General features: G+C 45.0%; 21 protein-coding genes and 1 pseudogene. 10 read left to right on the top strand and 12 right to left on the bottom strand.

Annotated features, from left to right (window positions below):
- Positions 1-106 precede the first annotated feature (106 nt).
- Together motB and motA are read right to left on the bottom strand one after the other, a co-directional pair.
- Positions 107-913 (bottom strand): flagellar motor protein MotB, encoded by an 807-nt coding sequence (motB, locus tag ACSQ8P_RS25715; protein ID WP_436237788.1) that lies wholly within the window; start codon positions 911-913, stop codon positions 107-109.
- The gene (gene motA / locus ACSQ8P_RS25720) at positions 910-1,707 is read right to left on the bottom strand and encodes a flagellar motor stator protein MotA (RefSeq protein ID WP_436237789.1); all 798 of its coding nucleotides are present in this window, start codon (positions 1,705-1,707) and stop codon (positions 910-912) included. The genes motB and motA overlap by 4 nt, the downstream gene beginning before the upstream one ends.
- A 388-nt stretch (positions 1,708-2,095) precedes the next feature.
- On the opposite strand from motA, the gene ACSQ8P_RS25725 reads away from it, so the two are divergent.
- Positions 2,096-2,959: an aldo/keto reductase gene (locus ACSQ8P_RS25725; protein WP_436237790.1), complete on the top strand. Its 864-nt coding sequence runs from the start codon at positions 2,096-2,098 to the stop codon at positions 2,957-2,959.
- A 75-nt stretch (positions 2,960-3,034) separates the two neighbouring features.
- Here ACSQ8P_RS25725 and ACSQ8P_RS25730 read toward each other — a convergent pair whose 3' ends face one another.
- The 6 genes from ACSQ8P_RS25730 to ACSQ8P_RS25755 form a co-directional block, all read right to left on the bottom strand.
- On the bottom strand, positions 3,035-3,532 hold the full coding sequence (locus tag ACSQ8P_RS25730) for a metallophosphoesterase family protein (RefSeq protein ID WP_436237791.1): 498 nt from the start codon (positions 3,530-3,532) through the stop codon (positions 3,035-3,037).
- A gap of 150 nt (positions 3,533-3,682) precedes the next feature.
- Positions 3,683-4,444: a DeoR/GlpR family DNA-binding transcription regulator gene (locus tag ACSQ8P_RS25735; protein WP_436237792.1), complete on the bottom strand. Its 762-nt coding sequence runs from the start codon at positions 4,442-4,444 to the stop codon at positions 3,683-3,685.
- A gap of 9 nt (positions 4,445-4,453) precedes the next feature.
- A complete protein-coding gene (gene rhaB / locus ACSQ8P_RS25740; protein WP_436239602.1) occupies positions 4,454-5,956 on the bottom strand; it encodes a rhamnulokinase in 1,503 nt (500 codons plus the stop codon).
- Positions 5,950-7,170 (bottom strand): L-rhamnose isomerase, encoded by a 1,221-nt coding sequence (gene rhaI / locus ACSQ8P_RS25745; protein WP_057310545.1) that lies wholly within the window; start codon positions 7,168-7,170, stop codon positions 5,950-5,952. Before rhaI ends, rhaB begins: the two co-directional genes overlap by 7 nt.
- Positions 7,171-7,196: 26 nt before the next feature.
- Positions 7,197-9,266, bottom strand: a complete 2,070-nt coding sequence (locus tag ACSQ8P_RS25750; RefSeq protein WP_436237793.1) for a bifunctional aldolase/short-chain dehydrogenase — start codon at positions 9,264-9,266, stop codon at positions 7,197-7,199.
- Between the two features lie 1,054 nt (positions 9,267-10,320).
- Entirely contained in the window at positions 10,321-10,947 is a 627-nt protein-coding gene (locus ACSQ8P_RS25755; RefSeq protein ID WP_436237794.1) for a DUF1273 domain-containing protein, read from the bottom strand.
- Positions 10,948-11,028: 81 nt separating this feature from the next.
- Between ACSQ8P_RS25755 and ACSQ8P_RS25760 the strand changes: the two are divergent.
- A pseudogene (locus tag ACSQ8P_RS25760) lies at positions 11,029-11,369 on the top strand (methylglyoxal synthase); the annotation flags it as partial.
- A 79-nt stretch (positions 11,370-11,448) separates the two neighbouring features.
- Positions 11,449-11,823: a YmaF family protein gene (locus tag ACSQ8P_RS25765; RefSeq protein WP_436237795.1), complete on the top strand. Its 375-nt coding sequence runs from the start codon at positions 11,449-11,451 to the stop codon at positions 11,821-11,823.
- Between the two features lie 121 nt (positions 11,824-11,944).
- Here the strand turns inward: ACSQ8P_RS25765 and ACSQ8P_RS25770 are convergent, their stop codons facing one another.
- Both ACSQ8P_RS25770 and ACSQ8P_RS25775 read right to left on the bottom strand, forming a co-directional pair.
- Complete coding sequence (locus ACSQ8P_RS25770; RefSeq protein ID WP_436237796.1) at positions 11,945-12,967, bottom strand: dienelactone hydrolase family protein; 1,023 nt, start codon at positions 12,965-12,967, stop codon at positions 11,945-11,947.
- 22 nt (positions 12,968-12,989) lie between these two features.
- On the bottom strand, positions 12,990-14,276 hold the full coding sequence (locus ACSQ8P_RS25775) for a Gfo/Idh/MocA family oxidoreductase (protein WP_436239603.1): 1,287 nt from the start codon (positions 14,274-14,276) through the stop codon (positions 12,990-12,992).
- Positions 14,277-14,431: 155 nt separating this feature from the next.
- On the opposite strand from ACSQ8P_RS25775, the gene ACSQ8P_RS25780 reads away from it, so the two are divergent.
- Complete coding sequence (locus ACSQ8P_RS25780; protein ID WP_436239604.1) at positions 14,432-15,256, top strand: AraC family transcriptional regulator; 825 nt, start codon at positions 14,432-14,434, stop codon at positions 15,254-15,256.
- On the opposite strand, the gene ACSQ8P_RS25785 is transcribed toward ACSQ8P_RS25780, so the two are convergent.
- A complete protein-coding gene (locus ACSQ8P_RS25785) occupies positions 15,204-16,124 on the bottom strand; it encodes an AraC family transcriptional regulator (RefSeq protein WP_436237797.1) in 921 nt (306 codons plus the stop codon). The genes ACSQ8P_RS25780 and ACSQ8P_RS25785 overlap by 53 nt on opposite strands.
- Positions 16,125-16,271: 147 nt before the next feature.
- Here ACSQ8P_RS25785 and yicI point away from each other — a divergent pair, with 147 nt between their 5' ends.
- From yicI to ACSQ8P_RS25815, 6 genes are all read left to right on the top strand, one after another.
- Positions 16,272-18,605, top strand: a complete 2,334-nt coding sequence (yicI, locus tag ACSQ8P_RS25790) for an alpha-xylosidase (protein WP_436237798.1) — start codon at positions 16,272-16,274, stop codon at positions 18,603-18,605.
- 94 nt (positions 18,606-18,699) lie between these two features.
- Positions 18,700-20,490, top strand: coding sequence for a sensor histidine kinase (locus tag ACSQ8P_RS25795; RefSeq protein ID WP_436237799.1), 1,791 nt, complete (start codon positions 18,700-18,702; stop codon positions 20,488-20,490).
- Positions 20,468-22,078, top strand: a complete 1,611-nt coding sequence (locus tag ACSQ8P_RS25800) for a response regulator transcription factor (protein WP_436237800.1) — start codon at positions 20,468-20,470, stop codon at positions 22,076-22,078. Before ACSQ8P_RS25795 ends, ACSQ8P_RS25800 begins: the two co-directional genes overlap by 23 nt.
- Before the next feature lie 117 nt (positions 22,079-22,195).
- Positions 22,196-23,491 (top strand): ABC transporter substrate-binding protein, encoded by a 1,296-nt coding sequence (locus tag ACSQ8P_RS25805; RefSeq protein WP_436237801.1) that lies wholly within the window; start codon positions 22,196-22,198, stop codon positions 23,489-23,491.
- A gap of 80 nt (positions 23,492-23,571) precedes the next feature.
- Positions 23,572-24,459 carry a carbohydrate ABC transporter permease gene (locus ACSQ8P_RS25810; protein WP_436237802.1) on the top strand — a complete coding sequence of 296 codons (888 nt, stop codon included), beginning with the start codon at positions 23,572-23,574 and terminating at the stop codon, positions 24,457-24,459.
- The gene (locus tag ACSQ8P_RS25815; RefSeq protein WP_436237803.1) at positions 24,456-25,283 is read left to right on the top strand and encodes a carbohydrate ABC transporter permease; all 828 of its coding nucleotides are present in this window, start codon (positions 24,456-24,458) and stop codon (positions 25,281-25,283) included. The genes ACSQ8P_RS25810 and ACSQ8P_RS25815 overlap by 4 nt, the downstream gene beginning before the upstream one ends.
- 235 nt (positions 25,284-25,518) lie before the next feature.
- On the opposite strand, the gene uxaC is transcribed toward ACSQ8P_RS25815, so the two are convergent.
- Positions 25,519-26,919, bottom strand: a complete 1,401-nt coding sequence (uxaC, locus tag ACSQ8P_RS25820; RefSeq protein WP_436237804.1) for a glucuronate isomerase — start codon at positions 26,917-26,919, stop codon at positions 25,519-25,521.
- Position 26,920: the final 1 nt, after the last annotated feature.

The raw sequence follows: 26,920 nt of genomic DNA on the forward strand, positions 1-26,920 counted from the left end.
CGAGTTAGAGTTAGTCGGTTTTTCCGACTAACTTCCGCTTGCACACAATCAAAAGAGCTAAGCGCATTTTAAGCCGCTTAGCTCTTATTAATTTCCGAGAATCGTTTTATTTCGCAATCTCATCCGTTGCTTTGATGTTACGGAGAATGCTCACTTCCACTCGGCGGTTTTTGGCCCGGCCTTCGGTTGTCGCATTCTCAGCAATTGGGCGATACTCGCCATAGCCAACTGAGGAGTAAGACGCCGGCTGAATCTTGGTGTTAACGAGCAGCAATTTCATAAAGTTCACGGCGCGCTTGGCACTTAAATCCCAATTCGTTTCAAAATCTGCCCGGTGAATGGGTATATTATCCGTATGTCCAGCCACTTCGACCTCATAGCCAGGGTATTGCCCCAGTAAATTCGACATCGATGTGGCTAGCTTTTGGGACTCCTGCTTGATAGTAGCAGATCCGGAGTCGAACAGTGCTCGATCACTTATCGTAATCGTCAACTTTTCATTATCCAACTTGGTGGTTAATTGTTCACTCATGCTATTTTCTTTAATGAACGCATCCATACTCTTCTTTAGTTCTTCCAGATCCTTCTCTTCCTTCTGAAGCTTAGTAGCCAGCTGGCTCTCGATTTTGTTCTCTTCTTTGGAAGGTGGATTTTGGTTCTTAAAATTATTTTTCGTCGAGTTTGCTGCATCATCAATTGGAATTAAATTCGACATGGCGAAGGGTGCTTCTCCACCTGTGAAAGCATTATTTAACGATCGCATAATGGAGTCGTATTTCTTCGAGTCAAGTTGACTTGATGCAAATAGAATGATAAAAAGGGCCAGTAGTAAGGTCAATAAATCAGCATAGGGAATCAGCCATGTTTCATCAATATGTTCTTCATGATCCTCATGCTTCTTTTTTTTACTCACTGTACAGATGCCCCCCCTTCATTTCCTTCTTCATATTCCACACGATCTTTATTAGCAACAAAAATCATCATCTTCTGTTTCACGGAATTGGCAGACACACCAGATTGGATGGAAAGTAGGCCTTCTACGACCATCAGCTTAATTTCAACCTCTTTCTTGGACTTCTGCTTAAGTTTGTTTGCAAAAGGGTGAAAAATAACATAGCCCAAGAAAATACCGAACATGGTAGCAACGAATGCTGCTGAAATCAAGTGACCCAATTTCTCCACTTCACTCAAATTACCAAGTGCGGCGATAAGTCCGACGACGGCACCAAGTACCCCTAATGTAGGCGCATACGTACCTGCTTGTGTAAAGATGCTCGCAAATTTCTTATGTCTCGTTTCCATTTCAGCAATATCTTCAAGAAGAACATCACGTACGAAGTCAGGGTCATTCCCATCGATAATCAGTCGCATGCCACTTTTCATGAAAGGATCAGAAAGCTCTTCAGCTTGCTTCTCCAAAGAAAGCAGTCCCTCACGACGCGTAATACTCACCCAGTTAATGAACGTCTCGATCAATTCTTTCTTGGGCATTAATTTCTGTTCGGTAAAAATAATTTTTAATAAGACCGGGATTTTCTTGATCTCATCCAGCGAGAAGGCTATGAGAAGCGCAGAAGCTGTTCCTCCGAAAATGATTAAAGCAGCCGCAGGATTTAATAAGGCCGCTAGACTTGCACCTTTTAGCACCATACCAAAGCCAATGGATACTGCAGCCAGTACAATACCAATAATTGATGATTTTTCCATCCTCAAAGCACCTCTTCAAGATCGATTTATGTATTTCAACTTGTTCAACCAAGCTTTCGACAAGAACTGAGTCCTATATTAATAATAAGTTTAATTGCGCTTTACCACAATCCTTTTCCATAAAAATTTTAGGTCTTAAGACCCATCTGTTCATGATTTCGAACTATTTAGGTCGAATCCTGACGAAGATCCGCTAGCATTTAAATTATATAGAGATGTATTGGATTCCTGCTTGTTTCGCTCTCTTATGGAATTCCCCCTATGTGTAGTGAGAAAACCTCTATTGATGCCATTTTCTTATGTGGTAAAATTGGTATGTCTTGGTAGTCATTTTGGGCACGATAGGATAGTATCACTTCAGGATGCCATTGTAGGAGGAATGATTGGATTGGAGAATAGAGCTTTTGGCCAGGCAGGTGCAAATTTCCCACTATTAAGCTTTGGTGCTCAGCGTATTGTGGATGAACATCAATGTACAGAGGAACAAGCCATTCAAATTGTGAACCGTGCGATTGATGAGGGAATTACTTATTTTGATACAGCGCCTAGCTACTCTAAGGGGCAATCGGAAGAGCGGTTGGGTAAAGCACTAGCCCTGCATAATCGCAGGGACAACGTATGGATTGCAACCAAGACCCATGACCGTACGCGGGACGGTTCCCTGCGACTTCTCGAAGACAGCTTAAAGCGTCTGCAGACGGATCACGTCGAGGAGTGGCGCCTACATAATATTATGAAAATGGAAGAGCTGGAACAATGTTTTGCCAAAGGTGGAGCACTTGAGGCCCTGATCGAAGCGAAAGAACAAGGTATGATCAAGCATATCTCGATCAGTGGACATACGAATCCTCAGGTCCAGTTGGAAGCAATTGACCGCTATCCGTTCGATAGTGCGCTTGTCGCACTGTCCGCTGCCGATCACCTTGTTTATAGCTTCGCTCATGAGTTCCTACCGAAGGCCAATGAGAAAGGCATCGCAATCATTGGCATGAAGGTCATGGCATTAGGCAAATTGGCTCCGTGGTATGAGAAAGCTTTGCGTTACACACTGTCTTTGCCGATTTCTACGGCTATCGTTGGCATGGAGTCAATGGAACAGCTCGAGCAAAATTTGGCCATTGCTAACAACTTCACCCCCATGACCGATCTCGAACAGCTCGATTTCCTGAAGGAGATTATGCATCTGGCGAACCCGGATGTACTGAAGTGGAAATCGACGGATTGGGTGTCCGGCGAGTGGTATGTACGGTAAAACAGGAAAGCCCGATTAGCTCAGATGAGCCAATCGGGCTTATGTCTTACTAGGTAACTATTGATTCACAGCAGTCTATTGTTTGGAATCGAAGAAGAAATGCTCGGCCTTCCATTGCTCCCCTAATTGGAGAATGCCATACGAGTAGCGAGGTTGTCTTCTTTTATCCGTAGGTGAACCTGGATTGAACATGATCGTTCCTTGTACATTTTGTAGATATGGGATATGTGAGTGTCCAAAAATCACCATATCAGGCCGCTCGGCTTCGAATGCCTCACGCGCTCTTTCTTCTGTCGTTTTCCGGAGGCCATCCCCATGGATAAGCCCTATTCGGAAATTACCAAAGGTTAATAGTTTCTTTTTCCCAAATCTCTCCACAATGTCATCACCATCATTATTACCCGCTACAGACTCACACGGCGCAATCTGCTCGACAAGCTCGATGACATGCTCACTCACCCAATCACCGGCATGAATGATAAGATCGACACCTTGTAAACCAGCTATAAGCGCATCGGGCAGCTTCTGTGCACGGTAGGATAAATGAGTATCTGCTATAACACCTATTCGCATCGCTTTTACTCCTTCCAACATCAACTAGTCATTAAGGATATACTAGTCAGGATAAAGTAGGAATGCAAATACGTTTTTGTGATCAGTGAGTCAACCTACAAACAGCCGCCCCATTGAACATGGGGCGGCTGTTAAATGACGACTGCTAATTTAATCCAATTGGCGGACATGCACGCCTTTTTCGCGAATACGCGCAAGCGCATCCCTACTAGTGAGCCGATCCGTAATCACATGTTGAATATCCGACCAGTCTGCGACTTGCGTTAAGTCCTGCATGCCAAATTTACTATGGTCAGCCAGCAGATAGGTTTCGTCTGCGATGCTGATCATTTTGCGCTTAATCAATGCTTGTAACTCATTGGATTCGCTGATCCCTCGCTGCACGTGAACCCCTTTGCATGAGAGGAACAGCTTATGCGCATGGTACATATCCAAGGATCGCTCCGATAATGGACCTACGTAGGATAAAGACTTCGGAGAAAGCAAGCCGCCGGTGGATATGACTTGAATTTTCTCTTTGCCGCTTACCTCAAGTGCAACCTTCATCGAATTGGTGATGATGGTAATCGCCATGTCTGGAATCATTTTCGCCATATACCAAGCCGTGGTACTCGCATCGAGAATGATGCGGTCCCCCTCCTGAATATGTGAAACAGCTTCCTTCGCAATGCTATTCTTGAAATCCGCGTGAGCCGTCTCCCGCTCCATGAAAGGAACTTCGGTCTGCGCTTCCTTCACACTCACCGCACCGCCATGGCTGCGCATGAGCTTGCCTTCGGCTTCTAAGCGATCCAAGTCACGTCGAATTGTTTCTTCCGTGACCTGACATAGCTCGCTTAACTCGGTTACTCGAATGCTTCCTCTTTCATTAACCAATTGAACGATTCTCTGCCATCTTTCTGCTACCAGCATCGTTACCCCTCATTTCACCGTCGATCGGGAGGCCACTTGACAAAAACTTGCATACGCCGCCTGCCAACCCGCCTCATCCTGAGGATGATACGTCTTGACTGGGAACGAATTCCGAATCAGCTTCCTGGCTTCGCGCAAATTCGCGATATACCCTAGTGCTATCCATTGTACTACAAGGTTTCCTAAGGCACTACCCTCTACCGGCCCTGCCCATACTTCACGCTGTGTAGCGCTCGCTGTGAACTGACAAAGCAGCTCATTCTGAATGCCGCCACCTACGATATGTAGACCGCGGTATGACTTGCCTGAAAGCTGCTCTGTACGCTCCAAGATAAAGCGATATTTCAGCGCTAAGCTTTCCAGGATACAGCGCACGATTTCACCATCGGTTTGAGGTACAGCCTGCTGGGTGTCACGACAGTATTGCTGAATTTGCTTCGGCATATGAGCAGGGTTAAGGAACATATCGTCATCTGGATCGATGAAGAATTGGAAAGGCTTCACGGATTCCGCTTGCTTTACAAGTTCAGCGAAGCTAGCTGCTTTGCCTTCTTTTTCCCACGTCCGCTTACATTCTTGAATGAGCCATAGCCCCATGATGTTCTTCAATAAGCGATTCGTTCCATACACGCCGCCTTCATTCGTGAAATTCCACGCTAAAGCTTGTTCCGTGAGCACTGGAGCGCTCGTTTCAGTTCCAAGCAACGACCACGTCCCGCAACTTAGGAAAGCGAAGTCATCATCAAGCGCAGGAACGGCAACGACAGCAGATGCTGTATCATGCTCGCCAACGGCGATGACAGGAATGGAAGGAACATCCAGTTCCTCGCACACAGATAGACTTAGTGATCCAACTCGAGAGCCAGAAGCGACTGGCGGTAAGAAGATCTGAGCCGGCAGGCCTAGCTGATCAATCAGCTCAGCATCCCATGTGAAGCTCGTTGCATTAAACAACTGCGACGTTGTAGCATTCGTGAATTCGCTATGCTTTTCACCTGTTAGGAAGTAGCGAAGCAAGTCTGGAATCATCAGAAACGTTGCCGCCCGGCTAAGTAATTCCGGATTGTTTTGCTGGAGTGCGTACAGTTGGAAAATGGAATTGAATTGCAAAAACTGCAGCCCTGTTAGCGCATACAGCTTTTCACGACCTACAATATCCATTACTTCGCACATGATGCCGTCCGTATGGTGATCCCGGTAATGATACGGATTTCCTAATAGCTCGCCATTTGCAGCTAATAGACCGAAATCCACTGCCCATGAATCAATTGCCAAGCTTTCAATATTTGAGTAGCCCAGATGCTTCGTTTGTAAAATGCCTTGCTTCAGCTCATGAAGCAGCCGCAAAATGTCCCAGTGAAGGTGGTTGCCCACCTGCACTGGATCATTGGAGAAGCGGTGAATTTCCTCGATCGTAATCCGGCCCGCATCAGAATCAAGACGTCCGACGATCGCTCTGCCGCTGCTTGCTCCCAAATCAAAGGCTAGAACTGTCGAAGAGGTACTCACCAGCTTGCACCGCCTTTGCCACGCGCGTTAATCTTCTCGTCATAGCCGCTTGCCAAGTAAGCCTTCATCGGATCAACTGGCACGCCGATTTCTTCACGAACCGCTTGTAGTAGAGGCGTTACATCAAATTCAAATGCTTTACGAACCGCATCTTCAGCACCAAGAACGTCTTGGTTTGCTTGCGCAGCACGAACCTCTTCAAGGTTAATCAAAAGTGCTTTCGCATATTGCGTTTGTACGTTAAGTACGGAACGCAACATTGCTGGGATTTTACGCTCAATGTTATGACTTTGGTCGATCATATACGCAATGTTGTCTGCAGCTTGACGAATCTGTGGATTCTTGTCGTTGGCAGCATCAATGATTTGGTAGAAAATCAAGAACAATTCATACGGATTCACAGATCCAACGATCAAATCATCATCACCGTATTTACGGGAATTGAAGTGGAAACCGCCTAATTTATTTTCATCCAACAAGTACGTCACGATGTGCTCGATGTTCGTTCCTTGCGGGTGATGTCCTGTATCTACGAGGACTTCGGCTTGTGGACCCAATTTGTTAGCCAAATTGAATGCCATACCCCAGTCAGCTAGATCTGTGTGGTAGAAAGCAGGCTCGTAGAACTTGTATTCGATCAACATACGCATGCTTGGTGTCATCGCGTTGTACATTTCTTTGAGTGACTCGTACATCCACGCTTTACGAGCGCGAATATCCACTTGACCTGGGTAGTTGGAGCCGTCTGCGAACCATAAGCTCAACACATCAGAGCCCACTGTTTTGGCGATATCTACGCACTCCAACAGGTGGTCAGTTGCTTTGCGGCGAATCGCTGCGTTTGAGTTCGTTACACTTCCGAAGATGTAATCATCTTCTTGGAAAAGGTTCGGGTTCACCGCACCGATGGAAACGCCTAGATCAGAAGCATGCTGCTTCAGCTTTGCGTAATCGTCTACTTTGTCCCAAGGAATGTGGATCGCAACCGACGGGCAAACACCCGTCAGTTTGTGCACTTGTGCAGCATCTTCGAATTTCTCAAAGGGATTACGCGGTACACCTGTTTGTTGGTAAACTTTGAAGCGTGTTCCTGAATCCCCGTAGCCCCATGATGGCGTCTCAACTTTTAGGGCTTTCAGCTTCGCTTTGACAGCTGCTATATCAATGCCTCTCAGGGCTTGTTGCTCTTCGAATAATGCGTAGGCTTTGTCGCTCATCGGTTTGTTGCCTCCTAGTAAATGAATTAGCGTGTGAAGGCAGCAGGAACGCCACCATCAACTGTGATCATGCAACCTGTTGTTTTAGCTGCTTTTGATGAAGCGAAGTACACGATAGCTTCTGCAACATCTTTCGGGAAAATGTTAACAAGCAACGTCGTTCTTTTACGGTAGTGCTCTTCCAGTTGATCCGGTTCAATCCCGTATGCCGCAGCACGTTCATTGCGCCAGCCGGAGTTCCAAATTGCGGAGCCTTGAAGAATCGCATCTGGCAATACGGAGTTCACGCGAATTCCGAATTCGCCGCCTTCTGCCGCAATACAACGCGCCAAGTGAATCTCTGCCGCTTTTGCAGTGGAGTAAGCTGAAGCATTTTTACCAGCAAATACGGAGTTCTTGGAGCCTACAAATACCATGCTGCCGCCGATCGTTTGCTTTTTCATAATTTTAAACGCTTCTCTTGCTACAAGGAAATACCCTGTGCTAAGCACGTTCATGTTCAAGTTCCACTCTTTAAGAGATGTTTCGTCAAAAGGACTGGAAGTCGCTAGACCTGCATTATTCACAATAATATCGATGCCGCCGTAGCTAAGAATGGATTCACGGAACGCTGCTTCAACTTCTTCTTCCTTCGTAACGTCCATGCGAACAGCAATCGCTCTGTTTTCGCCATATTGTTCGTTTAATTCAGTTGCAAGCTTCTGTGCACCTTCAAGGTTAAGGTCAGCTAGCACTACGTGTGCACCATCTTTCAAGAACTGACGAGCTGTTACACTTCCGATTCCGCCCGCGCCGCCTGTGATGAAAGCAACTTGACGGGAGAATTCAGCTTCAGCAGGAGCTAGTGTTAATTTATAAAGTTCAAGAGGCCAGTACTCGACATTGAAAGATTCATTTTCACTTAGGGATACGAATGTTCCAAGCGCTGTAGCGCCTCTCATAACGGAGATTGCACGGTGGTAAAGCGCGCCGCTAATCTGTGCCATAGCCCAGCTTTTCCCTGTGTTGATCATCCCGATTCCTGGAATAAGGATAACACGTGGAGCTGCTTCATTGATAACGTCGCCTTCATTTTTGTTACGGTCAAAATAAGCTTTGTACTCTTCTTTGTAAGCTTCGATGCCGGACTTAAGTGCTTCAGTTAAGGAAGCCGCGTCACCTGTTGTTGGGTTCCAATCGATATATAAAGGCTTCATTTTTGTATGAACAAGGTGATCTGGGCAAGCTGCACCTACTTGGGATAACGTTGCTGCATCACGGCTATTTACAAATTGAAGCACATCATCAGCACTGTCAATTGTCAAAATCATTTTTTTCTCGTTGCTTACTGCACCGCGTACGACTGGCAGAACCTGAGCCAATAGTTCCTTGCGAGCATCAGCGCTAAGTGTTTCGTATTTGGAGCCGCCATATAGGTTGGCTTCGTTCACGCGAGCTTCGATGAAGCTTGCTGCTTCATTAATGATAGCAATAGTTTTGAGATAACTCTCTTCGGACGTTTCGCCCCAAGTAACTAGACCATGTTTCTCCATAAGAACAAGCTCAGCTTTTGGATTGTTGCGAACGCCATCAGCGATCATTTTGGAAAGTGTAAAACCAGGACGTACATAAGGTACCCATACGAAACGATCGCCATAAATTTCTTTTGCAAGCTCACGTCCATTGTGTGCGCAGCAAAGCGAGATTATCGCATCTGGATGCGTGTGGTCAACGTTTTTGAATGGTAAGAAAGCATGTAAAAGCGTCTCAATGGAAGCACGCGGGTGCTTGCTGTCGATCATACAGTTCGCAAGGTAAGCAACCATTTCTTCGTCAGACATTTCGTCACGCTCGATCAAAGGACGAATATCTTCCATGCGAAGACCTGTGAAATTCTTTGCTTTCATCGTTCCAAGGTCAGAACCGCTGCCTTTGACCCACATCACTTCAACATCGCGACCACGGAAATCTTTCTCGATCGTTTTGTAAGAAGTGTTGCCGCCGCCCCAGTTACAAACAGCACGATCTGTTCCTAATAAATTAGAACGATAAACAATTTCCTCTACACCTTTCGATACCGCATTCGCTTTTGAAGCTTCCCATAAATTCGCAACCATTTAAGTACCCTCCTAAGTTTTACTTCCCATGAGTATGTGTTTGTTTTTGATGGTTTCATCATAACACATCTTTGTTTGTTTTTGAATAATTATTTTTGTGTTTGTTTTTAGCGAAGAGAAACACAAATTACTCCGTGTTTTGTGTATAGAATGATTGGATTGACTGGATTATTAGGGACGATTCGATGATAACAAAAGATTTGGGGATATGTGATGCTATGTTAATCTGCGATTGTGTGGGATTATTTCTGAATTAGGCATTGAATCTGTCTTTGAATTCGACTACGACACTCCAGCTGAGCAATAACCGGAAAAACTACAGCTAATTCTAGGGAAATTATCTCATTCAGCACATTAACTGGATAACCTACAGCTATTTTCAACTGAAATCGCTGATTGAGCTAAAAACCTAATTTAATAACTACAATTTTTCCATTTAATTCGATTTTTTAACCTAAAACACTGAATTTAACTGTATGTTTTCCATTTATTTGGAAGGGTGTATGCTGGGGGAGTCCTTCGGTGTCCATCCGAGTAACAAAGGGTGAGTGGCAAGTTTGATGTTAAAAAAGTAGCTACGGTGCAGGGGTGTATGTTTGATGTATGTTGAGTAGCTATGGTGCAAGGGGGCAAGTTTGATGTATGTTGAGTAGCTACGGTATACGGAGGCAAGTTTGATGGTTATTGAGTAGCTATGGTATACGGAGGCAAGTTTGGTGGTTGTTGATTAGCTATGGTATACGAAGGCAAGTTTGGTGGTTGTATGTGATTACTCCTGAATTAGACTTTGAATCTGTCTTTGAACTCAACAAAGTCGTTCCAGCTGAGCACTAACTGGAAAAACTACAGCTAATTTTGGGGAAATCACCTCTTCCAGGACATTAACTGGATAACCTACAGCTATTTTCAGCTAGAATCGCTGATTCAGATTAAAACCTAACTATTAGCTACATTTTTTCCATTTAATTTAATTTTTCCACCTATAACACTGAATTTAACTGTATGTTTTCCATTTATTCGGTAGGGAGGCTAGATGCCGGGGGAATCAGTCAGCCTAAATGTCATCATCAAAATGCCACTTATCTCCTCCACTAACTGAATCCCCAGACATGTCATCCTGCATATCTCCGCCGTAATCCCCGATCTCGTCCTCGGCCACATTTTGCAAATCAAAAGCGTTGATCGTTATGATCGGATATGTATGGTGCGCGGCGATTTGAGCAGCCTGCAATTTCATAAACTTCGGTGAGCCCTCTGTCTCTTCATCATAGACCAGCAGAATACCGTCAGAGTTTCGTAGGAGGAACTTGTCTCTCTCCTTGAACTGCCAAGGCCCCTCGTATTTGGTCTTCGTTATACTGTTCACGTAATTGGCCCGCTGCATTACGCTAGCGTAGCACCCCTTTTTATCGTCGCTCCACTTCTCTTCTTGCTCCAAAAATGGCGTGATCACTGCAAGTTTCAGGTCGGGATGGGTACGTTCTCTCAGCTCTAACACAGCTTCTGCCGCCCACAATTCTACCCCCCATTGACCACTCACAACAACCCATTCGAGCCCGTCATCTAGCAAGGCGATGAGTCGCTTTTGAATTGCTTTTTTGATAATCGGAATGCCAGGATGCTTCAATGAGAAAATGCCAAGTTCATTCGCTTTGTACCCCGTAATCAGCACGCGTTTCAAACGAACTCACCTCCTTGTTAATCATCCTAACAGGTTAGCACAGTTGCTTATAATTAGGAAGTAGCTCTTCTCTGTGCACTTGCAACAGGAACTACAGGAAGAAGAATTAGTGAGGCAGCAAAGCTGGAAGTAATTCGACTACGCTCGGGTCCATTTGGAGGGGATCAGCAGATTGGCACCATGATCGCCATGGATGACATTGACTTGCTAATTTTTTTCGTGATCCGATCTCAGCATTGGGTCATGAACCCGATATTACAGCTTTCCTTCGCCTCTGTGATGTGCAGCAGATCCCTCTTACAACCAATCTTGCAACCGCAGAAATGCTGATTAGAGCTATGGAAAACGGCTTCCTCTCTTGGCGCGAAGAAATTCGTAAACTCAGCCATACCATTCCAATAAATCCGCTGAAATTTGCATAGTTCTAGCCGCTCGACCAAGCCAGTCCACTATGTATTGCATACTTTAATATCATCTCTTCTCGAAAGGATGATTATAACAATGGCAAGAATCAAACAAGGATCTGGCGGGCCCGTACAATTCAGACATCGCATGGAGGGCTTAACGTCACGAGTAGAAAATCATCGTCATTCATTCGGCAATTTAACAGATATTGTGATCCCGGAGGATGGCAGACACCGTCACACCTTCCAAGGTATTACGACAACAGCTGATGGACATCGTCATTCCTATTCTGGTCGCACTGGCCTTAACATCGGTACAGGGCCAAACCATTTTCATCGTTTTCAAATCTTAACAAACATTGCAGATGGACACCGCCACATCATTTCCGGTAGAACAACTGGTGTCATTCGACTGGGAGTCGTGGTTGGACACAAATTGATTATTGAGAGTATCGTCCGTAAAAAAGTGTAGTAAGTTTTACATCGAGAATCTTCAGTCTTATATCTTCATTCAAAAAACAAAAAAACAAAAGACTACTGAAAGATTTCAGTAGTCTTTTTGTGCTTTTATTTGCGTCCATTTACGTTTCCACTTACCTCTTTAAAACCTCCACCAACCACGGATATGCCTGGCTCCCATTCACTTCGTGAACACCTTCATAGAGATGTACACCCAGTTGATCTGGCGCACCTGCCAACGCATACTCTCGCTCCAAGTAGGAAACGGCTGTTTCCACGCCATCAACGGGAAAAATCGGATCCTGTCTTCCTGATGCAATGAACAACGGGCGCGGAGCAAGCAAACCGATTAATTCAGGAAGCTCCGCAAAGTCGAGTGCGCCAGGCAGATAGTTATCAATGCAATGCCGCACGCCCATGATGCTGCGCTTGAACGTATTGGTGAACGCACACAGGACGGTAGCCTGAATGCGTTCATCTAATACTGCCGTGTATGCTGCGAGCAAGCCGCCGCCCGAAAATCCAAAACAACCGATTCGACTCGCATCTACTTCTTCGCGTGACACGAGGTAATCGAGCGCCCGCATAGCTTCTTGCACACGAACACCAGCTAGAGAGACGCCATATAGCATCAGATGAGAAGCAAGCGTCTGACAGGAAGAATTGCCCACTTGACCATCCTTCTGGTCGACTTCCAATCGCCGATCACCGAAACCTAGGATTTCAGGGACAACAACGACGAAGCCTCGCCTTACCATTTCCAAGGCATAGTTGCCATGAAGATCCCATTCCCCCGTATTCTCTGTCCCATCTGCATGCAAGCCCACGATCTGCCTGCTCCCGTAACCATGACCATGCAGAGCTAGTACGGCAGCACGCTTATGGGAATCGCCTTTTGGCAACAGCACATACACAGGGACCCGAAAGCCCCAAAACGTACCGATTTCAATTCTCTCTCGGATATGATCCTCAAGCTCAACACGATCAAGAAGAACAGGACGAAGATCGTCCTGTTCTTCCATGGTCACAGCTAAGGAGTCAGCCAAGCGCTTTTTCATATGAGCTTTTGAATGTTCAGCCCATTCCGTACGACTCTGCTCGCGTTTCAACTCGAAAGCGCGATAGAGCTGTTCCATACTCGCGTCAGGACTCCACATCTAGATCAACCTCCGTCATAGGTTAAAATTTCACAAGTTTATCTACAGTAACTGGTTGCCCCGTACGCAATGAAATATTGCCAGCAATACCTGTAAGAATGGACATCGCTCCATCCACATGGGATGCCGCGCGGTTGAATCTATCGTCGGATGGCTTGTCGAAAATATCCTTCAGCAACACAGGATCTCCGCCGCCGTGACCACCAACACCTTCTTCGATTTCTACTTGATAAGGTGCCGCGAACATCGGGAATACTTTGATCGATTTCCCCTTCAATGCGCCCTCATCTGCTTTTTCCCCGCCCGAATTGACATAGGATTTCTCAACAACGCTCATTTCAATTCGGCCCTTGCTGCCATTGATATTCACATTGAAGCCTTCCCAAGGTAAATACGCATTCAAGGAATAAGTAAGAATCGCTTTGTTCTTGTAGCGAACCATCACGCCCATCGTGTCTTCAATGGAGATCCCATCGCCAAATACGCTCTGATCCCGTTGATAACCATCCTCATGCTCTGCATCCAAATATAACCCTTTCAGACTCGGTTTTTTATCCAAATGCAAGGCAAACGGGTCATCTTTAGCATTCGCATTCCCAGTTGCACGTTGATAAAACTTTGTTTCCCCACGCTTCTCTGCATTCGCTTTTCCATAGAACATCAGATCACCCATTGCGAAAACCGTCTCTGGTTGCGTTCCTAACCAGAAGTTAACGAGATCGAAATGGTGGGTTGACTTATGAACAAGCAAGCCGCCGCCATTACGTTTATCACGGTGCCATCTGCGGAAATAGTCCGCACCATGCTCCGTATTAAGCAACCATTCAAAATGTACCGAATGGACATCGCCAATCGTTCCATCCATAATTAACTCACGAATTTTCGTATTGTGCGGCGCGTAACGGTAGTTAAAGGTCACGCGAAGCTGGCGTCCTGTTCGTTTAATCGCATCAAGAATCTCTTGGCATTTCTCTTCATCAACCGTCATCGGTTTCTCTGAAATAACATCACAACCGAGCTCCATCGCTTTGATAATATACGTATGATGTGTACGGTCTACAGTTGTAACGATGATCACATCCGGCTTTTCTTGGCGAATCATTTCCTCAAATTGGTCAGCTTTATACGTAGGAACAGCATGATATTCATACTTCTTAGCAAGCCTGTCATTCGTATAATTCATGCGTGTTTGATTAATATCACAAATCGCAACAAGTTCCGATGTATCTCGAAATTCCTTCACCATGGAGCCATAGAAGAATTCAGCTCGTCCTCCTGTACCTACAATCGCATAACGTGTTTTCATCAGTTATTGCCCCTCTCGATTTACAAAGAATTTCATCTCTTATTGCAAGATTAATACAATATTTGTTGTGTTTCTAATCAAATATTACCCCATGCCTTTATTTCCTTGCATATATTGCTGTAAAATAGAGAGGCAGAACCTAACTTAGAGAGGTGTCTATGTTGTTTCATTACGAGATTGAAAGAATTCGCAGAGAGCAGCCCTATACAATGCTTGTGAATCATTTCCATGACCATTACGAAATTTATTACTTACTCAACGGTAAACGCAATTATTTCATTCAAGACCGCGTCTATGCTATGCAAGAGGGTGATCTTGTATTTATAGATAAACATACACTTCACAAAACGTTAGATGCCAATGATCGTCCGCACGAACGCATCCTAATCAATTTCGAAGAACGCTGGCTCGCTATGAAAGAAGATGAGACTTATTCGATTGCGCTATCTCCTTTTCGTCCAAAGCATTATATCGTCTCACTTTCCGGCGCAAATCGCACGCTCGTTGAGAATTTGCTCTTCAGCTTATTGCGGGAAAAGCAGCAAGAGCAGCTTGGTTGGGAGCTAAATAGCAAAGCATTGCTTACACAGTTGCTTATATTCTGTTCGAGACTTATGAGCCAGTCAGAGACGTCCGAAGAGCATCCACAGGCCTATAATCCGAAGATATTCGAGATCGTAACCTATATCAATGAGCATTTCAATGAACGACTGACACTGGCGCTAATCTCCGAAAAGTTCCATATTAGTCCGAGTTACTTCTGTCGCTCGTTCAAGGATACGATTGGCTTCTCGTTCGTCGAATATTTGAACAACCTGCGCATCCGCGAGGCGCAGCGCTTATTAAGGGAAACGAAGCTTAAAGTGATCCACATTGCCGAGCAAGCTGGCTTTGACAGCGTCGCTCACTTCGGACGTGTATTCAAGCAGGTCACTTCGCAGACCCCGTTGCAATGCCGGAAGATGACGCATCTGGGGCTCTGATCAATTTACGATAATCGGACGGCGTCATCTGTTTGAGCGCTTTGAATGTCTTAATAAAGTAACTCGGACTCTCGAATCCAACCTCACTAGCAACATCAATGATTTTGATCCTTGGATCTTCCAGACACTTCATCGCTTTCTCGACTCTATAGAAGTTGAGGTATTCGACGGGTGTCTTTTTGACGATCGCTTTGAAAAATCGACAGAAATGTCCCTCACTCATCGCTATCAAAGCTGCGAGCTCTTGAATCATAATCCGCTCTTTATAATGCTCATGCATAAATTGAAGCGCAGGCTTAATTCTCTCAATTTTGCTTGATTGCGTTAAGCTTCGAGGCAGATCAGAGGATTGCTCGCCATGTGGCAGCAGTTCAGCGAATATCCCCAGCAGATCCGCTTTTATTTTTAGTTCATAACCCAGCGGCTTTTCCTCGTATTGCTTAATCATGTCCACAAGCATCAGGCGTACTTGCTGTTCCCACGAGTCCTTCGAGCGGAAAACCCCCGGCAGGATCAATCGCTGTTCCATCCACGGCTGTATATATTTACTTTGGATGACATCGTAAGCGCTGCTGCTGAGTAATTCGGAATCGAATACAATGGCATGAAAATAGGCCGGTAGTTCGCCAGCTGGATAACATGCATGTAATTGCCCGCTTGGAATGAGCAGTGCCTCACCTTGCTGAAGCTCAGTCATAGACGAACCTATATAGAAGCTTGCGCTTCCTTCGGTCATATAAATAAATTCTATTTCCTCATGCCAGTGGTAGTTGAAGAAAACATCATTGACTTTCTCAACTTGGTATACACTTAGCGGGAACATGAGATCGCCGTGAATTCGACCTTCATGCAAGGCATCCAAATTCATAACGTCGCCCCCCTTTTATCAAAATTGTTATATATCTGTATCAGCATTATGCAAGACAATCATACCATAAAGCGATTACACTTTTAATCAACAACACTTTTCTATATCAATATAGTTATACAATTTAGACATAAGGAGCTGACTGCTTTGAAATTTAGTGATGGTCAATGGATGACCCGCAAGGAATACCAAATTATTAGTCCTGTTGAAGTACATGATGCGTATACAACAGATCGTTCTCTTACCCTTTTCGGCCCGCCTAAACCGATCATTGACCGTGCTGGTGAATTAGACACTCCTTTAATTGAAGTCAAATTATCCTCTCCCTTGAAGGATGTTATTCGTGTTCAAATTTATCATCATAAAGGTAAAAAACAAGTTGGTCCCTACTTTTCGCTCAACACAGATGAGGGCCACGCCCTTCAGATTGAGTCAAATAAACTGGAAGCAAGCTTAACTAGCGGCAACCTAAGGGCCAGCATACGAAGAGATCAACCTTGGCATCTGGCATTTGATTACAAGGGGCGTAAACTCACTTCAAGCGGTTTCAAAGGCATCGGATACGTAATCTCTGATAACGCTGCAACTTATGTAAGAGATCAGTTAGACCTAGGGGTTGGTGAGAGCGTTTACGGGCTCGGTGAGCGATTTACCTCATTTGTCAAAAACGGGCAAAGCGTTGATATCTGGAATCGTGACGGAGGAACAAACTCCGAACAATCGTATAAAAATATTCCTTTCTACATTACCAATAAAGGATATGGTGTATTCGTCAATCATCCCGAGAATGTTTCCTTTGAGGTTGCCTCCGAGAAAGTTTCCAAGGTGCAATTCAGTGTAGAAGGTGAATACCTCGACTATTTCCTGATTGGCGGAGCCAATTTGAAGGAAGTACTTGGAAACTACACGACGCTAACAGGAAAGCCTGCCCTGCCGCCAGCTTGGACTTTCGGTCTTTGGCTGACAACTTCATTCACAACCAATTATGACGAATCCACTGTGACTAGCTTCATTGATGGCATGGCTGAGCGTGAACTACCGCTGCACGTGTTCCACTTCGATTGCTTCTGGATGCGGGAATTCCATTGGTGTGATTTCGAGTGGGATACTCGGATCTTCCCAGAGCCAGAGAAGATGCTGCAGCGCCTCAAGAACAAAGGCTTGAAAATTTGCGTGTGGATTAATCCTTATATCGCGCAGCGTTCTCCGATGTTTGAAGAAGGTATGCAAGGTGGATATTTGCTGCAAAGACCAAACGGGGATGTCTGGCAGTGGGATATGTGGCAGCCAGGCATGGGCATCGTCGACTTTACGAATCCAGCTGCGTGTGAATGGTATGCAGCGAAGCTAAGAAAGCTTGTCGATATGGGTGTGGACTCTTTCAAGACTGATTTCGGCGAACGCATTCCAACGGATGTCGTCTATTATGATGGTTCTGATCCTTTCAAAATGCACAATTATTATACCCAGCTGTATAACAAAGTGGTATTCGATGTGCTAGAGGAGAAGCTTGGTAAAGGGGAGGCTGCCTTATTCGCACGTTCCGCGACAGCGGGTGGACAACAATTCCCTGTTCATTGGGGCGGTGATTGTACCGCAACCTACGAATCGATGGCTGAAAGCTTACGAGGCGGATTGTCGCTTGGACTTTCTGGTTTTGGGTTCTGGAGTCACGATATTGGAGGATTTGAAAGTACATCCAGCGCGGACCTTTATAAACGTTGGGCTGCATTCGGACTGCTTTCCAGTCACAGCCGTCTGCATGGCAGCCGTTCTTATCGTGTGCCGTGGATGTACGATGACGAAGCGGTTGATGTATTGCGCTTTTTCACGAAGCTCAAAAGCAGATTGATGCCTTATATATTCCAAACGGCTGTTGACGCCTCCAAGCTCGGATTACCGCTGATGCGTGCAATGGTACTGGAATTCGGCAGCGACCCTACTTGTGATAACTTAGACCGCCAATATATGATCGGGGAATCGCTTCTCGTCGCACCTATCTTTGACGAATCGGGTATCGTGTCCTACTACCTGCCTGCCGAAACTTGGACACATTTCTTGACCGGGGAGAAAGTCGAAGGCAATCGTTGGTTCAAGGAGCATCATGATTACATGAGCATCCCACTTCTAGTGCGATCAAACACACTACTAGCGGTCGGGACGGTAGATGATAAGCCAGACTATGACTACACAGCGAACAGCGAGTTTCATCTCTTTGAGTTGGAGGACGGTCGTGTTGCCGTTTCCCGCGTGTATCATCCGACAACGAAGGCTGAGCTTACACTCACTGTTACACGAAACGGCAACGTCCTTCAGGCAGCAGTTTCTGGTGATGCTGCTGCGGGTGGCCATTCATGGAGCATCGTACTTAGAGGCGCATCCTCGACACCTCAAGTGGAAAATGGCACGGTAGCATCGCATGAATTTGGCGTACGAATCACCGCGGACAACGCAAGTTCAGCTGTCAGCATAACTTTCTAATATGACTTATACAGACTTCCCCTTCACTTCTTTCTCGTTGTGAGGGGGGAGTTTTATCCTATTTGAACCCTGCAAGCAAGGAGAATGACTTCACATGGAACGTATTTTCCGACATATAAGATTTTTTAACGGACGGCTTCGCAGTAAGCTGATCATCGTATTTTCGCTGATTGTCGTCTTGATTGTGATCCTACTCTCCTATCTTTCGTATCGGCAATCTTCCTTGATGAATGAAGAAAATTTCATTGACAGCAACCAGAAAATCATGGGGTTGGTCAATCAAAATCTAGATAATTACATCAGCAAGATTGATGAGTTTACGCTTTCTCCACGGAAAGATGCTGTTTTCATGGATGCCGTTATTTCAAACGAGTATTTGTCTCAATTTAATATCCAAAACCAAATTAAAAATATGTTTTACTCTCGCGAAGATATTGAAGAAATGACCATCTACACGCCAATTAACCACACCCAGTACCGACTCTCGCGTTCTACCGTCAATTTGACGCAGAGTTCTGATTACCAGACCGAGCAAGAAGCTTGGTATAAAGAAGCAGCGGAAACACCTAAATTCCGCAGTATGGAGCCTGCGTCTAAGAGGCAACAATTTCTCGTGTTTCACCGTATTTTGATTAATATTGCAGACAAAAGGCCGTTAGCCGTTATTTCCATTACATTGAACTACCGTGAGTTGAATCGCATTTTTGGGGATCTATCGAACAAATCAGGTGAGGTTGTCGGGCTATTTAACAACGCAAACCAGCCATTTTATTTAAACAAAGAAGGCATATCCCAGCTTCAATGGCAAGATGTATTAGCCTACTTGGATACGCAGACTAGCGAGTCGGGTTCTACGGATCAGCGATTCGGACATGAGTCTTATCTAACCATTTACAATATTTCAGCGCAAAATAAGTGGAAGCTTGTTAAATTAACGCCCATTGCAGAGCTGAATAAAGCCGCAGCGAACGCAAGATCGATTAATTTAGTTGTGGGCAGTACGTTTGTGATGTTCTTCATTATCGTCGTTATCTTCGTTTCTAATGCCATAACACGTAGATTGAAGGAATTCTCTCGACGAATTGAGCAGCTTGGCGAAGGGAATTTTGAACTCGACTATGAATTCAAAGGGAAAGACGAAATCGCCCATCTGTCCAGGAAGTTCAACCAAATGGTGGTTAGAATCAACGATCTCATCGCCGAGCGTTACGAAATTAAGCTGAATGAACGCAATGCCCGGTTGAAAGCGCTCGAAGCACAAATTAATCCCCATTTTCTCTATAATTCACTCCAAGCCATTTCGACAGAAGCGATTATTCATGAGGTCGATTCTATTCAGCAGATGGTCGATGCGCTTGCTTCCACCATGCGATATTGCATTAAAGATGGCGAAACCGTCAGCTTGCAGGATGAGCTGGATCATATTCAGAACTACTTGATTTTACAAAAAGCAAGATTTGCGGAACGTCTGCAAGTAACCATTGATGTACCGGAAGAAACCATGGCTATCCTCATCCCGAAAATGACGCTTCAGATTCTATTGGAAAATGCCATCGAGCATGCACTCGAGCAAATATCTGAAGCCATTTATATCGAAATAAGAGCTGACTTTGATGGTATGTGGCTCATCCTGCATGTGGCGGATGACGGCCCCGGTATGACCGCTCAGCGGCTTGAACAAGTAACGACAAGTATGAATGAGAATTACATGGAGGTTCAGGAAGAAATCGGGTTGAAGAACTTGTATTCCCGCATTAAGCTCATGTTCGGCAGTGATGCCTATATGCGTTTAAGAAGCCAACCTAATCAAGGCACGGAGATTGAAATCGGACTCCCTATCCTTAAATGCCAGGAGGATTCGCATGTACACAGCGCTAATCATTGATGACGAAGAGCCGGCAAGACGTGCGATTCACGCCCTTGGGGCGTGGCAAGAGCACAGGATTACTTCCATTGTGGAAGCGAAAGATGGACTAGAAGGATTGAACCTACTCGCCTCCCTTCAACCCGATTTGATTTTCGTAGACATGCGTATGCCCTTCATAGGCGGAGTCGAGTTTTTGCAAAAAGCGAAGTCATTGTCCTCTGGTAAAAGCATTGTGGTGAGCGGATATGATGACTTTGCCTTTGCCCGTGGCGCCATTACATCAGGTGCTTTGGATTATTTGTTAAAGCCGATTAAGAAGCTTGAATTGAATGCGGCGATTGCTGGTGCGATTTCTCAGCTTGATCAAGAGCGGGCAGAAAGAAATAGTCAGGTATCCGAGGCGATTTTACAAAACATATCGATGCCCCTGGTAAAAGAGAAGATATTCGCATCCATTATCGAGCAGAACGGTAAATTCCATAAAATCAAAGAGCTCGAAGTGCTAATCGATGCCAAGCCGACAGACCAGTTTCAGGTGATGATCATCACGATTATGAATTTGGCCACAGTTTGTCAAATGAAGTTCCGCGGAGATACACATGCTTGTAATTATGCGCTTACGAATGCGCTTAGTGAGCTCTTATCAGCAGCAGGCCAGACCTTCAGCTTTAAAAGCAGCAAAGAAGAACAGGAATTCATCGTCGTGCTTTCTCCAGATGAATCCATGTCGGCTAGGATGCTTAGCCATGTTGAAGAGACGGTTTTACGTTTGAAGGAAACCTTCGGAATCGAATGCATGGTCGCTATTGGCGAACGGGCTGATCGCTTGGATCAGCTGGATGCCTCCTATCAGACGGCTAAGAGTTACTTGCAGCAAGCGAATCTTCTTGCCTCCCAAACGGTCCATACGAGCTCGTTGACGAGTTCTATCAATCGCATATCCATTGTGGCCAAGAAGGATTTATTGCTTCATGCGCTGGATACCGGCAGCGTGGTGTATGCGAGTAGTATCCTCAAAGAATACTTCGAAGAGATTAGACGACTAAGCTATTTCAGTATCGAGATGATGCTCCAGTCCAATAAGGAATTCCGCGTTATTGCCGAGCAGCTAGTTCCGACAGGAAACGTATTGTCACCTGAACAAGCATCTCATCTCGAGCGGTTTGGGCTTCTTTTTGACAACCAAATTATGAACTTCGATCGGTATATGGATGCGATTACGTCGTTTCTTGAGGAATGGTTTGTCCTCCTGCTGCAAAGCCATAAATCTGCCGATAAGCTAGGCATCGAACACATTAAAACCTATATTGATCATCATTATTTCGAAGATATATCCATTTCTTTATTTACGGAAAAACATTTTATCTCCAAAGAACATCTGCTCCGTTTGTTTAAACAAAAATACGGCTGCGGTATTTATGAATATACGCTGCAAGTTCGTATGGATAAGGCCAAAGAACTGCTGCAGGATCCGGAGCTGAAAATCCAAACCGTAAGTGAAAAGATCGGGTACAATGATACGAACTACTTTAGTAAAGCGTTCAAAAAGCATTTTGGTGTGTCACCCTTGGCATTCAGAAGGCAATCTACCCTCATTCTTGATTAAGACGTTTATGACATTTTTTTACCCTAAGGAAGGCACCATTTTACGTATATCCTACCTTTGAAATTTAGTTTAATAGAGATAAGAAAGATGCTTACAAACAAAGGGAGGCAGCATTACATGTCAAAAAGATCCTTAACTATACTCGGAACCTCGGTACTTACCATGTCGTTATTGGCAGGTTGTGCAAGCGAGGCCAAGCCAGAAGCAGCGAAAGAGACTGCAGCGGGAGCCGCAACACCTGCAAGCACCAAACCAGTGACGTTAAACATCCTGCAATATGCACCAGAAATGACTGATGCAATGCACCACTTAGCAGATGAGTACCATAAGCAAAACCCGAACGTAACCATTGATATCACGATCCATCAAGACGATTACCCGACGCTATTAAAAACGAGAATCAACTCGGGCGACATCCCTGACATCTTTATGTCCGGTGCTTATAACGACAATAAAACCTATAAAGACTACGCTTATGATTTGTCCAAAGAAGATTTCATGAAAAATATCGCTGACTCAGCGAAAACAGGGGTTACGTTGGACGGTAAAGTCATTGGCTATCCGTTGATTCTTCAATCCCACTCCTTCATTTACAACAAAAAACTGTTTGCTGACGCAGGTATTACCGAGCTGCCAAAAACATACAGCCAATTGGAAGAAGCCGCGAAAAAGCTGCAAGCCAAAGGGATAATCCCCTTCTCTAACGGTTACAAGGAGTGGTGGGTTCTCGAGCAAACCTTCACACAAGTCATGGCTTCCATGGGTGGTGACTATGCAGCAAGTTTCGCCGAGGTTTCCGCAGGCAAGAAGAAATTAAGCGATATCCCTTCCGTGAAGAACATTTTTGGCTTGCTGGATATTACGTTGAAGTATGGTAATCCAAAGCCGCTTGAAACGGACTTCAATGCACAAGTAAATCTGTTCGCGCAAGGCAAAGCAGCTATCATGCACCAAGGTACTTGGGCGGAAGAATCGATTCGCAAAATCAATAAAGATTTGGACATCGGCTTCATGCCAGGTCCTGTAGGGGAAGATGCTTCTAAAGCTGGTCTTATGGTCGATTCCAACATCGTGTACCGCATTAACAAAGATTCCAAAAACCTGAAAGAAGTATTGAAATTCTTCAATTGGCTGACGACATCTGATTACGGAAAGAAATTCGTACCAGGTGAGACCAAACAAATTTCCACCATCAAAGATGCTCCGTTCCCGGAAGCACAGCTGGCGAAATCAACGTCAGAGTTCGTAAAAAGCGGTGTCACTTATCCGTGGGTGAAAGGCTATTGGCCAGACGGTTATGAGCAAAAAGCCGGCGAAATTTTGCAAAAGTATGTTGGCGGCGCAGCAACGAGCGATCAAGTGAAAGATGAATTAGATAAAATGTGGACTAAATTAGCCAAAGCTGCTGAGTAAAGTCAAATCAACTGTCGAGCCAGAAGGGAGTTCTCTTCTGGCTTGATATTTAAGAATTCCTAAGTACCGGAGTGAAAATAATGAATACAATCCATAAAAAAGCCAGAAGCTACACGGAATTTTTCGTCTTTGTTTCGCCGGCAATGATTTTCATTTTGCTTGCAGCCATCATCCCCTTCTGTATGTCCCTGTATTACTCGTTGACCAAATGGAACGGTGTAGGGAAAAACATTAAATTTATCGGCTTCGATAATTTTGTTGAGCTTTTTACAACGGATACAGGCACCTTGAAATCCCTGTTATTTACGTTGTTGTACGGTATCATGAATGTGATTTTGACGAATGTGATCGCCATCACGCTTGCCGTTATTTTAACTAAAGGATTGAAATCGAAAGCTGTGCTTCGCGCCGCTTTTTTCATCCCGAACATTATAAGCTTGGTTATTATCGGTTTTATTTGGAAGTTTATGTTCACGCGGGTTTTCGATGCTTTATATGAACTGACTCATTGGTCTGTGTTTCAGTGGAGCTGGCTAGGTAATCAGCATTTGGCTTTTATCTCCATTTTACTAGTCAGTGTTTGGCAGTCTGTTGGATTCTATATGATGATTTATATTACAGGTCTCCAATCCATTCCTTCGGAGTTGAATGAAGCAGCTTCCATTGATGGCGTAGTCGGTTTGAAGCGTTTTTTCACCATTACACTGCCCTTATTGATGCCTTCCTTAACTGTTGCCTTCTTTTTGACAATTGCGAACTCTCTTAAGGTGTTCGATATTATTTATACGTTAACCTTCGGCGGTCCTGGCGGCTCGACGACGAGTATCACAATGGACATATACAACGAAGCCTTCGTGAATAATCGCTTCGGGTATGCAACTGCTAAATCACTGCTATTCGTAGTTCTGATCCTGCTCATTACCATTTTACAGGTGAAATTCTTCAAAAGTAAGGAAGTGGAAGCATGACCAAGCGCAGCCGTAGAAATTTGATACTGCTAGAGATTGTCACGATTTTATTAACTTGTGCCTTTCTTTACCCACTTTTCCTAGTCGTCATCAATACTTTCAAGGACTATAAGGAAGTCGTAACCAATGTGGTTAGCTTGCCCCGCACATCCAGCTTTGAGAATTACGTTCAGGTTTGGGATTTGATGAAATATCCGAGGTTATTTTGGAACACTTTGTTTATAACAGGCGTTAGCGTTATCGGGATTCTCCTCTTCGGTTCGATGGCTGGCTATAAATTATCCCGTACCAAGTCGAGACTCAGCGCTTTCTTGTTCTTCCTGGCCATTTCACCCATGATGCTGCCGTTCCAATCTTTCATGATTACGTTGACGAAGCTATCCAAAGAATTGCATCTCATTAACAGCTTGGGCGGACTGAATGTGATTTACTGGGGTCTGGGCTGTCCGCTTGCGATATTCATGTTCCACGGGTTCGTGAAACAGATACCGATGGAGCTGGAAGAGTGCGCGGCCATTGACGGGTGCTCGTCTTACCGCATTTTTTATGGGATCGTATTTCCGATCATGGTTCCCGTCATCAGCACGGTTGCCATCCTAAATGTCATGTGGATTTGGAACGACTTCTTGCTGCCGCTCATTATGCTAAACGGCAAAGAAGCCACGTTGCAGCTTGCGTCCTACAAGTTCTTCGGCCAATATAAAAGCGAGTGGAACTACGCGTTGACCGCGGTAGTCTTCACGACAACGCCTCCGATTCTATTTTTCTTGTTTATGCAGCGATTTATCATCAAGGGAATGGTTGCCGGTGCTGTTAAAGGATAGCTGCCCAACCATCAGAAGCTAAAAAGTCTGCCAAGCGGTAATTGTACCCGCCAGGCAGACTTTTTCTTCATTTGTCAGAAACGCTAGCTTGCTTAGCGTTTTTTCTTTTTTAAGACATATAGCGCTCCCCCGATGGGAGACATTTAGCTCCTCCAGCGATGCAATTTCCTCAGGACTTAACGTAATCGAAAGACCAGCACCATTGGGAAGCTATCGCTCGCACGGAGGTTTTCACTTAAAATCCGAAATATTGCTTCGCATTATTGTACGAAATGCCTTGAACCAATTGCTTCAACAACTGCTCATCATTCGGGAATTCGCCCGCTTCAACCCACTCACCAATCATGTTGCATAGAATGCGACGGAAGTAGTCATGACGTGTGTAGGACAAGAAGCTGCGCGAATCCGTTAGCATCCCAACGAAACGGCCGAGCAATCCGAAGTTGCCGAGGGATTTCATTTGGGAGATCATGCCGTCGCGTGTATCATTGAACCACCATGCGGCGCCTAATTGGATTTTGCCAGCGATGCCGTCGCCTTGGAAGCTGCCCATCAAGGAAGCAAGAATTTCGTTATCCCGCGCGTTCAAGGAATACAGAATAGTACGCGGCAAGGAATCCGCTACAGCTAGTGCGGACAATAGGCCTGTTAACGCTCCCGCAACAGGACTATCACCTATGGAGTCAAATCCTGTATCTGGACCTAGCTTAGCGAACGCCTGTCCATTGTTGTTACGCGAAGCATTGATATGATATTGCATCGCCCAATCCAATTTCTTGTAGATGCCGCCAAGGAAAATAAGCGTGAATGCTTTATACTTCTTCTCGTCTTCCAGACTTACCGCTTGACCAGCAAGTCCTGCTGCGAAGATTGCGTCAACTTCTTCTTTGGTCGCTGCCGCGAATGGTACATAATCCAATGCATGGTCAGACACTTTACAGCCGACAGAGTCAAAGAAGACAGCGCGGCTTTCTAGACCAGCCAATAAATCATCATACGTGCGAATCGGCGTACCTACCGCTTTTTCAAGCTGAGCAATCCACGGAAGGAACGTAGCGCGATTGATTTCCAGCGCCTTGTCCGGACGGTAGGAAGGCAATACTTGCGTATCGAATCCTTCAATGTCTTTGATTTTGATGTGGTATTCCAAGGTATCCACAGGATCGTCAGTCGTACAAATGACCGTTACTTTGGAGTTTGTGATCAGGTCTCTGGCGCGGGATCCCCCCTCAGCCAACTTCGCATTCACTTTTCCCCAAATTGCTGGTGCATTCTGCTCATTAATGATATCGTACACACCGAAATAGGTTTGAAGCTCCATATGGGACCAGTGGTACAAAGGATTGCCAATCGCCATAGGAAGTGTGGAAGCCCATGCTACAAAGCGATCATAATCACTAGCTTCACCCGTAATCTTGGACTCGTCGATACCGTTGGCACGCATCATCCGCCATTTGTAGTGGTCACCGTATAACCAAGCTTCGGTTATGTTGTTAAATTGTTTATTTTCATAAATTTCCTTAGGACTTAAATGGCAGTGATAATCAATAATCGGCAGTTCTTTGGCATATTCATGAAAAAGATGTACGGCAGTTTCATTGTTAAGTAAGAAATTTTCGTCTAAAAACGTTTTCATA

It is taken from the genome of Paenibacillus sp. LjRoot153 (assembly GCF_964253085.1).
In the GTDB taxonomy this organism is placed as follows: Bacteria; Bacillota; Bacilli; order Paenibacillales; family NBRC-103111; genus Paenibacillus_E.